This is a genomic window from Agathobaculum hominis (genome assembly GCF_014288055.1).
In the GTDB taxonomy this organism is placed as follows: Bacteria; Bacillota; Clostridia; order Oscillospirales; family Butyricicoccaceae; genus Agathobaculum; species Agathobaculum hominis.
This window is the reverse complement of record NZ_JACOPK010000013.1, coordinates 21,470-33,863: the sequence shown is the minus strand read 5'-3', so window position 1 is coordinate 33,863 and position 12,394 is coordinate 21,470. Positions and strand designations below refer to the sequence as shown.

At 46.0% G+C, this 12,394-nt stretch carries 14 protein-coding genes; 6 read left to right on the top strand and 8 right to left on the bottom strand.

What is annotated here, in order from left to right; genetic code table 11:
- Position 1: 1 nt before the first annotated feature.
- The 3 genes from H8S02_RS11960 to H8S02_RS11950 form a co-directional block, all read right to left on the bottom strand.
- A complete protein-coding gene (locus H8S02_RS11960) occupies positions 2–1,123 on the bottom strand; it encodes a glycosyltransferase family 4 protein (RefSeq protein ID WP_186970705.1) in 1,122 nt (373 codons plus the stop codon).
- A 25-nt stretch (positions 1,124–1,148) separates the two neighbouring features.
- Complete coding sequence (locus H8S02_RS11955) at positions 1,149–1,742, bottom strand: recombinase family protein (protein ID WP_186970704.1); 594 nt, start codon at positions 1,740–1,742, stop codon at positions 1,149–1,151.
- Positions 1,743–1,909: 167 nt separating this feature from the next.
- The gene (locus H8S02_RS11950) at positions 1,910–2,512 is read right to left on the bottom strand and encodes a recombinase family protein (protein ID WP_186970703.1); all 603 of its coding nucleotides are present in this window, start codon (positions 2,510–2,512) and stop codon (positions 1,910–1,912) included.
- 82 nt (positions 2,513–2,594) lie between these two features.
- Here H8S02_RS11950 and H8S02_RS11945 point away from each other — a divergent pair, with 82 nt between their 5' ends.
- Complete coding sequence (locus H8S02_RS11945) at positions 2,595–2,894, top strand: XRE family transcriptional regulator (protein WP_243166520.1); 300 nt, start codon at positions 2,595–2,597, stop codon at positions 2,892–2,894.
- A 1,025-nt stretch (positions 2,895–3,919) separates the two neighbouring features.
- Here the strand turns inward: H8S02_RS11945 and H8S02_RS11940 are convergent.
- The 3 genes from H8S02_RS11940 to H8S02_RS11930 all read right to left on the bottom strand — a co-directional run bounded on the left by H8S02_RS11940 (position 3,920) and on the right by H8S02_RS11930 (position 6,399).
- Entirely contained in the window at positions 3,920–4,843 is a 924-nt protein-coding gene (locus H8S02_RS11940; protein WP_186970702.1) for a retron St85 family RNA-directed DNA polymerase, read from the bottom strand.
- The gene (locus H8S02_RS11935) at positions 4,840–5,775 is read right to left on the bottom strand and encodes a retron St85 family effector protein (RefSeq protein WP_186970701.1); all 936 of its coding nucleotides are present in this window, start codon (positions 5,773–5,775) and stop codon (positions 4,840–4,842) included. Before H8S02_RS11935 ends, H8S02_RS11940 begins: the two co-directional genes overlap by 4 nt.
- Before the next feature lie 321 nt (positions 5,776–6,096).
- Complete coding sequence (locus H8S02_RS11930; protein ID WP_207722125.1) at positions 6,097–6,399, bottom strand: helix-turn-helix domain-containing protein; 303 nt, start codon at positions 6,397–6,399, stop codon at positions 6,097–6,099.
- Positions 6,400–6,513: 114 nt separating this feature from the next.
- Here H8S02_RS11930 and H8S02_RS11925 point away from each other — a divergent pair, with 114 nt between their 5' ends.
- On the top strand, positions 6,514–8,808 hold the full coding sequence (locus H8S02_RS11925) for a hypothetical protein (RefSeq protein ID WP_186970699.1): 2,295 nt from the start codon (positions 6,514–6,516) through the stop codon (positions 8,806–8,808).
- A gap of 80 nt (positions 8,809–8,888) precedes the next feature.
- On the opposite strand, the gene H8S02_RS11920 is transcribed toward H8S02_RS11925, so the two are convergent.
- Positions 8,889–9,062: a dockerin type I domain-containing protein gene (locus H8S02_RS11920; RefSeq protein ID WP_186970698.1), complete on the bottom strand. Its 174-nt coding sequence runs from the start codon at positions 9,060–9,062 to the stop codon at positions 8,889–8,891.
- Here H8S02_RS11920 and H8S02_RS12735 point away from each other — a divergent pair.
- The 4 genes from H8S02_RS12735 to H8S02_RS11900 all read left to right on the top strand — a co-directional run bounded on the left by H8S02_RS12735 (position 9,054) and on the right by H8S02_RS11900 (position 11,834).
- The gene (locus H8S02_RS12735; protein ID WP_186970697.1) at positions 9,054–9,350 is read left to right on the top strand and encodes an S-layer homology domain-containing protein; all 297 of its coding nucleotides are present in this window, start codon (positions 9,054–9,056) and stop codon (positions 9,348–9,350) included. The genes H8S02_RS11920 and H8S02_RS12735 overlap by 9 nt on opposite strands.
- A 134-nt stretch (positions 9,351–9,484) precedes the next feature.
- Positions 9,485–9,772 (top strand): DUF960 family protein, encoded by a 288-nt coding sequence (locus H8S02_RS11910; protein ID WP_186970696.1) that lies wholly within the window; start codon positions 9,485–9,487, stop codon positions 9,770–9,772.
- A gap of 30 nt (positions 9,773–9,802) precedes the next feature.
- Positions 9,803–10,894 (top strand): amidoligase family protein, encoded by a 1,092-nt coding sequence (locus H8S02_RS11905; RefSeq protein WP_186970695.1) that lies wholly within the window; start codon positions 9,803–9,805, stop codon positions 10,892–10,894.
- A gap of 1 nt (position 10,895) precedes the next feature.
- Positions 10,896–11,834, top strand: a complete 939-nt coding sequence (locus tag H8S02_RS11900; protein ID WP_186970694.1) for a class II glutamine amidotransferase — start codon at positions 10,896–10,898, stop codon at positions 11,832–11,834.
- Positions 11,835–12,183: 349 nt separating this feature from the next.
- Here the strand turns inward: H8S02_RS11900 and H8S02_RS11895 are convergent, their stop codons facing one another.
- Positions 12,184–12,354 (bottom strand): hypothetical protein, encoded by a 171-nt coding sequence (locus H8S02_RS11895; RefSeq protein WP_158576975.1) that lies wholly within the window; start codon positions 12,352–12,354, stop codon positions 12,184–12,186.
- Positions 12,355–12,394 lie beyond the last annotated feature (40 nt).

Genomic DNA, 12,394 nt, shown 5'->3' with positions numbered 1-12,394 from the left:
TTCATTCTGCAATGTTCCTTTCTATCCATTCATCTAATTGCTGCGCAGACGCTTCCCAAGAAAAGCGTTTTTCATTAGCAAATCCTTTTTGTATCAGTTCTGTTCGCAGTTTTTCATCTGTCATTAACCGTTCCAGATTATCCGCGATCTCTTCTATGCTGTAAGGATCAGCATAAAGCGCCGCATCTCCGCCGACTTCTGGCAGTGCAGTGCATTTACTCGTCAATACCGGTGTACCGCAGACCTGCGCTTCCAGTACAGGAATGCCAAAGCCCTCGTACAGTGTCGGGAATGCAAAAACATTCGCCGCAGAATATAACGCAGACATCTGTTCATCCGGAACGAATCCAATAAAACGAATATCTTCCTTGTATTCCACCTTTTCCAATGCCTGCTCGCGCGAAAATCTCCATCCCTGTTCGCCGGCAATAATCAGCTGATACGGCAGATTAGTACGGCTTTTCACTCGATCAAACGCCTGCATCAATCTGTCCAAATTCTTCCGCGGATTGGAATTTCCCACAAATAGAACGAAATGCTCTGGCAGATCATATTGCTCCCGCAATGCTCGAAGTTCTCCATCATCTGTGACTCGATGAATACTCGGGCTGCATGCATCGTAAACTACCGCAATCTGTTCCGGCGGGATATGCAGGATTTCCTGAATATCCTTTTTCGTGTATTCAGAGATAGCCAGAAAACGCTTTGCTCTGCGTTTGATATACTGATATTGAAAACGCCACCACAACACGCGCGACGTTTGATATGCTTCCGGCATTCGAAATACCGCTAAATCTGTGATCAGCGGAATAACTTCACAGCTTTTCGGCAGAAAAAACGGTACTTTAGAATCCGTTGTCAACAATACTGTATTCCTGCAGTATTGTCTTCCCATTTGAAAAGTCTGAAAAAACATCCGCCGCAGATTTTGCCCATGCCGATATGGAATGCGAATATTTTCTGTACCTACGCCACCATGAAATTCCGGGCCGTCATTCGGCAGTATGACCTGGCATGGCCTTTTTGTTCTCTTTGTATATGGCTCAAACAGTTCACGAATCATAACGCCAATACCTGAACTGTTTTGCTTATAGGCCAATGCGTTGATAACGACCTTTTTCATGATTTGGCTCCCGTACTATTGATCCTTAATCTTCCTCGGGTTTCTCCACCCACTTCTTAAACGTCTGATGCGTCACGCCGAGCCGTCTTCCGGCCTCTCTGAGTGAGACCTCACCGCGCTGCCACTGCTGTTTCAGCATTTCAAACTCCGCGCCGCGCTCCATCGGTTTACGGCCGATATGCACGCCTTTTTTCTTCGCCGCACGAATGCCCTCGCTCTGCTTTTGACGGCGCTGCTCACGCTCCTTGAGGATAGTCGCATCGAAAACCTCAAACATCAAGTCGCTTAGAAACTGCTGCGATTTCTCGTCGTGCTCCTCCACGCTCAGCGGAATATCCGCGATTCTCAGCTGAATTCCATTGTCGCGCATCCAGTGCAGCTCATCTGCCAGTCCCTTTTTGAGGTCGCTCAGGCAGTAAAGCGAGGAAACGGTCAATGTGTCCCCTTCTCGCAGTGAAAGCTGCTTCAGCAGCCGCAAGTTGTTCCTCTGTGAGGATTTTTCACCGATGGTATCAATGAAAATCTCTCCGTCCCGTGCCCCGAGCGCACGAAAACGCTCTGCCTGTGCGTCACTTTCTTCTGGCCTTACACAGGAATAGTAGTAATTTTTGCCTTTCATGGACACATCCTCACAGAGCTAAAGCGTTATCGTGGTTACTAAAGTACACTTTATTATCCTATGAAAGTATTGTAGTTTAGAGGCAGATTTGATATAATAAACTAGATTATACGGTTAATACGCTGTAAATCAGAATTTTCTTTGTTTTGCATCAAATTGTACTTTTTTCAACATTTGGAATTATCCTGTCCAATCCATTTCATGAAAGTTCGATGCGTTACGCCGAGCTGCTGCGACGCGGCACGTGCGGACAGACTGCCCTCACACCACGCTTTCTTGATGATTTCGTAGTCCGCAGGGCGATTTTTCGGTCGACGGCCGAACTTGACGCCGCGCGCTTTGGCGGCCGCGATGCCTTCCGCCTGCCGCTGATGGATGAACTCCCGCTCGGTCTGCGCCACATACGAAAGCAGCTGCAAAACGATGTCAGAGATCAGCGTTCCGATCAAATCGCGTCCCTTCCTCGTATCCAGAAGCGGCATATCGAGCACCACAATATCCACCTGCTTCTCTTTCGTCAGCAGGCGCCACTGCTCCAAAACATCATCATAATTTCGTCCCAATCGGTCAATGCTCTTAATCACGAGAGTGTCGGCCGGTTTTAATTTTTTCACCAGTCTGCGATATCCCGGCCGTGCGAAATTCTTGCCGGACTGCTTATCGATCACCATATTCTCCTCCGGCACGCCGAACTCGCGCATGGCGATCACCTGCCGTTCTTCATTCTGGTCACGTGTAGATACACGAATGTACCCGTAAACTTGCTGCATATTTCTTTTTTCCTTCCACATCAGTGATGAAGAAAACCCTGATTTCTTATATCAAATTTCATTATATTTGCTACTGCCAAATTTGGCAACGACAAAATTTCTTATACTAAAGCAGGCGAAGAAGTTGGTGATGAGGATGAGCACACGAAAACTGGCACCTGGCAACCGCAATATCGTCGGCGCGCGCGCGACCGAAGCACGTTCTTCGGCGGATATGCTGCAAAAAGACCTGCTCACACATTTGCAGGTCTCCGGTGTGGAAATCAGCCACCCTGCCCTCTCGCTCCTTGACGGACAGAAACGTCCGGTATCTGACATCGAGTTCAAGGCGCTGGCCAAAATTCTGAATGTCGATGTCCGCTGGCTGCTCGGCCAGATTTGAAATCTCCAAAGAGAAAATACATGTTATAATAGCGAACCCGCTGAAACTATCAGCGGGTCCCAGTCTGTCGATAAAGTCTGTTTTCACGCCAAAACAGCAGTCGCGCGGCAGCGCGCATTCAAAAGCGTTTGCTGCGCAAACGCATGAAAACCGGGGGCGTGTACCTCGGTTTTCATACTTTAAGAGGGAGAAAGTTTCCGTATGGGAACTTTCGGACGTCCGTGTTTTGCGAAGTCAAAACACAGATTGTCGGAAAAACGATAGTTTTTCGACAGTCTCGAACCCGCTGAAACTATCAGCGGGTCCTTGTTTTTCTCAGGAGACAATTTGAGATGAAAAATGTTTATGTTCGCAGAAAATCGATTAGTAATTACCGGAATGGGTATCATATCAGCTCTGGTATATATTGAGTGACTACGGCTGTTTTCGCGGCGAACGGCAGCAATGTCTGCTTTATCTCTGGAATGGGCAGCAATGCCTGTACATTGTCCAGAGCGAACCGCCTGCCGGATTTGTCATGTTCTTCCGTGCCGAACAGCCGGTGTCTGCGCGTATCGTGATACGGCGACAGGGCGAGCTTAATCCGCAGAATAACGCAACCCGTGCAGAGGTTGCCGCAATCCTCATGCGCTTCTGCGAGATGAGCAAATAAGCTCTCCTATACAGGCAAAACGCGCAGCTTCGGCTGTGCGTTTTCTGTTTTCTCGCTATTCTATTTTCAGCGGAGCAGCAGTGGCTCTAGTTAAATCGCCGACAAACATAGAAGCTGCTGCATAATTCTTCGCTCTAACGATCATTCCCCCTTAGCCTCACACCGGGAACAACTATCGCTGACTGAAGACTTGAAGAGATATTCCCTATACTGATGTTGTGATTTCTTGTCTCTCTCAATCACTGATACTGCCGATAATCAAAGAAAGACATACAGGCTAAAAATAATAATCACCAGAGATACGAAGTTATTCGTACATCTGGTGATTATTTTTAGGTATCAACTTGAAACACTGAACTTTATCCACTGATTTTTATGAACCACGGCGAATAGCAGAAATCACATCACCATCGCAATAGGTAGAATACTTTATAATATATTTATTGTATGTCTGTGGTTCAACATCTTTGAGATAGGCCAAGTATCCGAGGATACTCTCAGGCGATCCATTCCCGTTAACTAAACGATTATAGATCATATTCTTTATTTTCTTTCGAGTTTCCAATCCAACCGAGACTCGGCCTGTATCTGTAATAATAAGTCCCGTGACCTTGCGGCGACTCTTTTTAGATCTGAACCAAGTCTTAGAAATATTCATTTTAAAGTTGCATTCGTATAGACTGACTTCGACAAATTTCTTTGTGCTTTGAGAAATATATCTATTGCTCGAAATATAAATATCATCTGCGTAACGCGAGTAGCGATAACCTCGCTCTCTGCAATAGGCAATAATCAACTCATCGAATCGGTAAGCAACTATATTTGATATCATAGGTGAGCTAACAGTTCCTATGGATAATCTGCCTCTATAGAAACATATTTTGGCAATTACATCACACATGTCATCAAACCACATTCCCTGCGCCTGTAATTTATCCTGATGCGCTATCAGTATATCCGTAAACATCTTTTCATGGATGCTGGGAAAATAATTTTTAATATCTGTGTGAAAGATAAAACGTGCTTCCTTGTGAAAATCCGCATGCTTTTTTATGGAATTTCCAGCCTGATACGCGAATGCAGCATTTGAAACTGAAAGAAATTTCAATATTTTTTCTCTGACCCAATATTGCAAAGATTTTAGTTCCGGACTTGCCTGATAAATTACTCGTGGATCTCCGTTCCGTTTGGGAATTGTAAATCTTTTATAGTAAAAGCTGCTTCTTCGTATGATTGATGCTATATAGTCTCGATCTAACGACAGATCACGAGCAATGCGATCGATGATTGAATTCATAAGTGTTCACCGTACCTGTATTTTCTGCAAATAATCCTGTTGCGCTCACGCTCAATCCCATTTCCAAAGTACTTTAACATTAGGTGCTGCGTTTTTTCGTAGTTTGGTAGCTTTATAACCGAACCTTCGATTTCTATTATTTTTGCTGTCTGTAATAATTTGAGAATATAGTTGAACTTTATTTCGCGCTTAAACTTATTCCCATCACGTTTTACAAGAGTAAACTCGTCGAACTGCTTTATATCTTTATATAATTGCACTAAATCTGATGAAGAGATTGGCTGAACCAATCTGATAATCTCTAGAATTTCGATCAAAAAAGAACTTATGTATACCTGATTTTTATCTTTGTTAACCGTTCGTTTGTTGATCTGCGCGCGCTTTGATTTGAGCTTTTGTACTAAATCAAGGATTTCTGTTCTGAACTCACTGCTGGAAAGCAACGCACCATTTTCGATGTCCGCATAGACAATTTTAGAACCATCTTCTCTTGCTTTTAGAACAGGACCTGTTGCAATAAAGGATTTGCTTCCGCGATATTCTTCGTCCATTACGATGATAAGCTTATCGCTGAATAACGCATCTGCATATGCAAAAGCACCCAATTCACAGAAAGATCCTGGACTTTCTACAAACAAAATGATTGCATCGCTAACTTCAGCTAAAAACTCTTCAAAAATCAGTAAATCTATACTATTGTCGAAACCATCCTCCCACATACGCTCGGATAAAACAATGTGCGTATCTGGAAGAAGCCGTCTTATAAAGTCATCAGTAATACCACGATTGGATTGTGTATATTCTGCTTGACTGCAAAAACCCTTACCGCATAAGAAAATAAATTTAGGGTAGGTGATATATTTGTGCCCACTTCTATCAAGATGCTTACGAATACTCGCAATGCACTTCTCAGAATATATGTTTGCGTTCAAATATATCACCCACCCGTAAAGTTTGGAATACTTACAGATAAGCGGTTGCTGTGGTGCGCTTGTAATGAGGATTTCAAGCGTGCCACAGCAACCGCTTGTAATCCTGACAATCTAACCGGCCCTGTTTAACACAAGGCACAATACGGCAAAAAACGCCATATTCTTTTTACTAAGCATTCCACAAGTATTATATCAAGAGACGACAAATTTTTCAAGTCAATGCAATTATATACTTCCCTTTTTAACTAACAATTTTCATCACACAAAATGATGTAAATGTATTAAAGAAGCTGCAGCCCTCGCTGCTCAGTATACTCAAGATTACATTTTCATCGTCTTAATAAACTCCAGCAACGCCTTCTTCTGTCTCTCCGACAATCGTGAAAGCTGGCTTTGCAGTTCATCATCCGTGAAAAGCGTCCCCTCAACAGGGCAGTCAAAGAAATCCTTTAGCGAAATATGCAATGCATCACAGATCAGCGTTAGGTTCTCTACTGAAATATTCTTCTCTCCGATTTCAACCGAACGGACAAAACTCTGCGACAGGCCGCATAGATTAGCTAATTTATTTGTAGTAATTCCCTTTTGCTGACGGAGTTCAACGATACGTTTTCCGACTTCCATAGCGACACCTCTCATCTCTTTTAAGATAAGATTATCAAAAATCAGTCCGAATATTTACATTTATAGAGTTATGATATATAATTATAGATATAGTTCAATAAAGGGGATATCGCTATGGAATTTATTATTTCAGGAATTCACTTCCCTATCAGCGAAGAGATGGAAAACTATCATTACTACAGAAAACTGTTTTCCGATCTCGAGGATCAGGTTGCAAGCGAATTTGATGCGCTGTACACAAAACAAAATCATCGTTTAGAGGATATTATTCAAAACGGTTCCAATCAATACGTGCAATGCATGTATCCGGTAATCCAAATAGCCTTAAAATGTCTTGCTGAAAAAGATATTCTTTCCTACGATACGGCAGCCTTCTGGAGTGAATATGGCAAGTATTTTGATCACTGGAGTGAAGCGTATGATCGTCTCGAGGAACAGTACGCGGCAATTGTACTCGACGAGAAAAGCATGGATGAATACCGCACGCTGCGTCGAAAGACAAGAGGGCGTGTTGTAGGCGGTGGTTTTGGTGTTGGCGGCGCACTAAAAGGCATGGCCGCTGCCGGCGCAATGAACGCTGCCGCCGGAGCTGCACATATGATGGTAAATGGAATCGGTAAAATCGGTTCCAGCTTTCGCAGCAGTTCGAAGCTTTCTGCAATATTCAACGATCCGGATACGAAAAAAGGTTTAGTAGATGCCGTTCGAATGAGTGTGTTCAGCTGCCATAATGCTGTTATCATCTGCATTCTCAATCATATTCCATCGTTCCCCTGCACTATCGTCACGCCCGAGGACTCCAAACAGTCCTACATCCAGATTGATAATCTCAGACACCTTGCCGATAATCCAGAACGAGTGCTTCACAGTCTGCCGCACATCTGGAAACTCAACCCATACAATCCATTCTGCTATCGCGTGCTGTTGAAAATTCTGGGCGATGCTGACGGAGAGCTAAGCAGGCTTGCCAGTTATTTTGATTGCGACATACTCCCAGACAAGCTGAAACTTATGGAAGAACGCCGTAAGGAGTTATCCATTTCCACCGAAGTGCTTGCTCAGCATGCACATGATCAGCTTTGCAAAGCAGCCGACCGTCTCGGTCTTTCGCATAACTGTGATATAATCCTCGAAGTAGACAAGGCCTTGCACGAGTTTGACCGCAAAGCGCGAACCGTTGACGGAATAGAGCTCAAAACACGCGAAGAAGCCGCTGCCGCGAACAAAGAATTGCAGGAAATTCGTAAAGCCGTTTCTATGACGGACTGCCAAGATAAAACAGCGCTTGCAGCACTCTTGCCACAGCTCGAAAAATACCAGTCTCCTGTTGCAAAAAAGCATATTCGAAAGCTCCACAAAACGCTTGAACACCTAATTGAAGAGGAAAAGTGTGTTCATTCCTCCACTGACGGTATTCCTGATCTGAAATTCGATACTGCCGAACAGGCACAGGCTGCTGCCAAAGAGATGGCGCAGGCAGAAGCGATTTTAAGCTCTTACAGCCTAAACGAACTCAACCAGATTATAGAAGCGCAGCAGGCCATTACCGACTTGAAGCTTTCTCAGCCGGTCGATACAGCGGTGCAGAAGATGCTGCAACAGCACCAGAACTCTGCCCAAGAGGTGATCGACTGTACATTTTTAGGCAAACTCTATAACTCTGTCGAAGAGAAAAAAGCGGTAGAAAAGGAATATCATAAAATCAAGACCAAGCTGATGATGCATCCCGATCATACCGAAATCGCGTACATCCGCAAGCAGTTAGACACATTGGATTTCCCTGAACAGGCTTACAGCGAAATCGAAGCTGGGCTTGCTCCTTACGAAGGCACCTCGCCCTCCTCTCAGCCTGCCCAGTCTGCGAACCACAAAGCCCTTTCGACCTTCTCTGCCGCTTCGACCTCCTCTGCCCCTTCCAGTTCAACGACCCCATCCCAGAAAGCTGTAGATACGATAATCAGCCTGCTCATTCTGGCAATAATTATTGCGGCTATCTTTGTCCGCGTAACGGTTACACCCTCTTTTGAGGCACATTCCATCCGAGTGATGGGATATGAAATGCTGATTTCCCGTCATCAAACAGCTTCCGTACTGACCGCTGTTGACGGTTTGAAGAACGGTATCCTTGTTTTCGGCGAAACCATCGTCGCTTTCTTCATGGAAGGTTTCTCTGATTTTATCGCCGGTTTTCACTTCCATTTCATCGGCAATGCGCTCTGGCTGCTCTTCGGCTGGATGTGGATTATCATTAAAGAAACCCTTGTATCGATTGGCCGATACTTCGTCACGATCGTAATGATCGGCAAAGAGTCTACTTCTATCGGATATCTCGCTTCGTACATTGGTTCCGCACTTGTTCCCTGGATTTTGTGTTGGATCAGCAATCGATTCGGTTCAAAGAAAAACTGATATCAAAAATTTTAAATATATATGATCGATATAGAAGCTCCCGGATATTTCCGGGAGCTAAAAGCAGAGGGATATGTAATTTAATGCTGGAACATATACTGCAAAACAACGATCATATCCTCGATATCGACCTTGTTGTCACCGTTAACATCGCAGTCAGCGGCGTTCTTCCAGTCGCTGTCGCCGGACTTCGCCTGATACCAGCGCTGGCAGGTGGTAATGTCGAGCTGGTCGACCTTGCCGTCGTGGTTCACGTCGCAGGATGTGCCCTTGCGCCGGAGGCACAGATTACACGTGAACAGATGGCCTCCATGATGATGCGCTACGCACAGTTCAATCAGTACAACACCATCAAGTCGGCGGATCTGAGCGCGTTCAATGACGCAGGCTCGATCAGCAGCTGGGCGCTTGAGTCGATGAAATGGGCAAATGCTGCCGGTCTAATCAATGGCCGCACGGCAAGCACCATTGCTCCGCAGGGTACCGCTACCCGTGCGGAAGCCGCAACGATTCTCATGCGCTTTTGCGAGATGAGTAAATAAACCTCATACAGGCAAAAAGTGCAGCTTCGGCTGCATTTTTTCTGTTTCTCCTCCATTTTAATCTATATATTATAGATGTAGAAGCTCCCGGAAATATTCCGGGGGCTTTAATTCTGCCCGAAAGGAGAAAGCAAATGTTCAACAATCAAAAATTCCTGACGCGCGGCGTGATGGCTGAGATTCCATCGTGGCTGACAAACCTCATGTGGCACATGGTCTTGACGATGGAAGTCAAGGAAAAGGATTACCTGCAAGTATTCACGCTGACGAAAACGCCAGCGGGTCAGCACATCGTCCACGAGCAGGAGCAACCGCCGTACCGTTACGAGCTTGATGTGCCGTGTGACGATGCAGTAAACGCGAAAGTGTTTGTCATCGACGATTTGACGCATTCTACTATGCTGCTTGCTGAAGAATATTAACATTCATCAAACGAAATGGAGGAACAGACAATGAGTGAAACGAGAATTTGTGCGAACTGTGGTGCGGAACATCCGATCGAAGATATGTATCAAGCGGAAGGCGATTGGCTCTGCGAGGATTGTGCCGACCGTCTGACCGTCATCTGTGACCACTGTGCCGAGCGGGTTTATGAAGAGAATGCCACCGAAGACGATACGCACACGCTGTGCGACCACTGTTTCGACGAGTATTACGTCCGCTGCGATGACTGCGGACGCATTATTCACCGCGACCGCGCGTACTGGGACGGTGACGACAACGCCTATTGCGCGTCCTGCTGGGATGAGCACTGTGACATTATCCATGAGTACAGCTACACACCAGACCTTGTTTTTCACGGCAAGGGCCTGCGTCATTTCGGCGTTGAGCTTGAAATCGATGACGGCGGCACGGTAAACAGCAACGCCCAGAAGCTGCTCGATATCGCAAACAAGGACGCAGAAAATCTCTACATCAAAACGGACGGCAGCCTGGATGAAGGCTTGGAGCTTGTTACCCATCCGATGACGCTCGAATACCATTTGAATGAAATGCCGTGGGCGGAAGTCCTCCGCAAGGCGCAAAGCATGGGCTATCTCAGCCATGCCGCCGGGACTTGTGGATTTCACGTTCATATCTCGCGTCTGGCGTTCGGCTGTACTTACGAGCAGCAGGAAGCTGCGATTGCTCGCCTGCTGTACTTCGTCGAAAAATTCTGGGCGGAACTGCTGCGATTCAGCCGCCGCACCCAGTCGCAGATGAACCGCTGGGCGGCGCGGTACGGCATTCGCCTCACCCCGTCAGAGCAGATGAACCACGCAAAGAATTCCTGCGCTGGGCGTTATACGGCGGTCAATCTCACGAACGCGGATACGGTCGAAATCCGTATGTTCCGCGGCACTTTGAAACTCAATACTTTGAAAGCCACCTTGCAGATGGTAAATCATCTGGTTGAGGTGGCTGTTTCTATGTCCGACGCTGCCGTGCAGGACATGAGCTGGTTTGACTTTCTCGATGACATCACCGAACCCGAACTCATTCAGTATCTCAAAGAACGTCGTCTTTACGTTAACGAACCTGTAAATGTATCGGAGGAGGAGTAATATGTGCAGTCTTTTCGGCTTAATTGATTTTAAGGAGAGCCTCAGCACCCATACGAAGAACAAAATCCTGAACACTCTCGCAAGAGAGTGTCAAGTGCGCGGTACAGATGCGACCGGCATCGCGTATAACTTTAACGACCGCCTTCGGATCTACAAGCGTCCCCTTCCCGCTCGGAAGATGAAAATTCACATTCCACATGACGTGAACGCGGTCATGGGACACACCCGTATGACCACACAGGGCAATGCACAGTTTAACCAGAATAACCATCCGTTCCTTGGTCACGTTGACGGAAACAGCTTTGCTCTCGCTCACAACGGAGTGCTCTGGAACGATAAAGAGTTACGCATGGAAGAAAGTCTGCCAATGACGAGTGTTGAGACGGACAGCTATGTTGCCGTTCAGCTTCTTGAACAGCAGAAAACCCTTGACTTTGACAGCCTGCAAGCTATGGCTGAAAAGGTCGAGGGTTCTTTTGTGTTTACGGTTCTGGATAAGGATAACTCCATCTGGTTCGTCATCGGGGACAATCCGCTTTGCATCATGTTCTATGACGGCTTTCTAATTTATGCCTCGACACAGGAAATTCTCTGCAAAACAATCAAAAAGCTGCGGTTAAAAGCGCCCATCGACATTCTCGAACCGCAGGAGGGCGAAATCATGAAAATTAACCGCACCGGCCGTATCACTACCGGGACCTTCACACCCCACACGACATTCGAGCACTGGTGGCGCAAGTACCCATTCTATCGTAGCTACTACGAAGACACGCCGACAGGTTACGATGATTTATTCAGCGTGGCGAAAGCATTCGGCATAGCAGCGGACGAAGTGCAGGCACTGCTCGATTACGGCTGCTCGGAAGAGGAAATTGAGGAAATGCTGTACGACCCGGAACTCTTTCACGAGATGACCGGTGAACTATTATACGCATATTGATTGAAGGGAGGCGATGCGCATGATTGCACTCGGCCCAATTTTTCAGGCCGTCGGCGCGGTGGTCGACCTCATCATCGAGGCCGTCGAGAACTTTTCGGATGACTGAAACGAGGTGAAAGTTTGAACCCAGGCAAAATCATTCTCGGCGTGCTGACTGTTATCGGCCTGCTCGCCGACATCATTGGCGATGACTGAACGCAAAAATACCGACTCTTCCGAGCCGGTATTTTTTGAGCGTGTCATTAGGCTATACCCATATGAAATAACAAGAAAGTATGTCAATAGGGTCGTTTTCCGACTTTTGCAATATGTCAAAATGTACAGCGACCCTATTGACACCCATAATGTTTCAAGGGTATTTCGCATTAATTTTATGCAGGCAATCCTGTAAAGTTGCGCTACCATTATAGATGGCAAGACACATTGCCCGTATTTCATCGGTCATCTCCAGTCCTTCCATACGGCAGGACATGGCAATGTTATCAAGAATTTCAGTAATGGTTTGCTGTGTATTCGGCATAGTAATCACTTCCTGCTGTTAGTTTACCATAATTATCGTT

What these genes read in the sequence shown, in the direction of transcription:
- H8S02_RS11895 (WP_158576975.1), bottom strand. Translation starts at nt 12,354, where the DNA reads ATGCCGAATACACAGCAAACCATTACTGAAATTCTTGATAACATTGCC.
- H8S02_RS11905 (WP_186970695.1), top strand. Translation starts at nt 9,803, where the DNA reads ATGAGTGAAACGAGAATTTGTGCGAACTGTGGTGCGGAACATCCGATC.
- H8S02_RS11950 (WP_186970703.1), bottom strand. Translation starts at nt 2,512, where the DNA reads ATGCAGCAAGTTTACGGGTACATTCGTGTATCTACACGTGACCAGAAT.
- H8S02_RS11960 (WP_186970705.1), bottom strand. Translation starts at nt 1,123, where the DNA reads ATGAAAAAGGTCGTTATCAACGCATTGGCCTATAAGCAAAACAGTTCA.
- H8S02_RS11910 (WP_186970696.1), top strand. Translation starts at nt 9,485, where the DNA reads ATGTTCAACAATCAAAAATTCCTGACGCGCGGCGTGATGGCTGAGATT.
- H8S02_RS11900 (WP_186970694.1), top strand. Translation starts at nt 10,896, where the DNA reads ATGTGCAGTCTTTTCGGCTTAATTGATTTTAAGGAGAGCCTCAGCACC.
- H8S02_RS11940 (WP_186970702.1), bottom strand. Translation starts at nt 4,843, where the DNA reads ATGAATTCAATCATCGATCGCATTGCTCGTGATCTGTCGTTAGATCGA.
- H8S02_RS11930 (WP_207722125.1), bottom strand. Translation starts at nt 6,399, where the DNA reads ATGGAAGTCGGAAAACGTATCGTTGAACTCCGTCAGCAAAAGGGAATT.
- H8S02_RS11925 (WP_186970699.1), top strand. Translation starts at nt 6,514, where the DNA reads ATGGAATTTATTATTTCAGGAATTCACTTCCCTATCAGCGAAGAGATG.
- H8S02_RS11955 (WP_186970704.1), bottom strand. Translation starts at nt 1,742, where the DNA reads ATGAAAGGCAAAAATTACTACTATTCCTGTGTAAGGCCAGAAGAAAGT.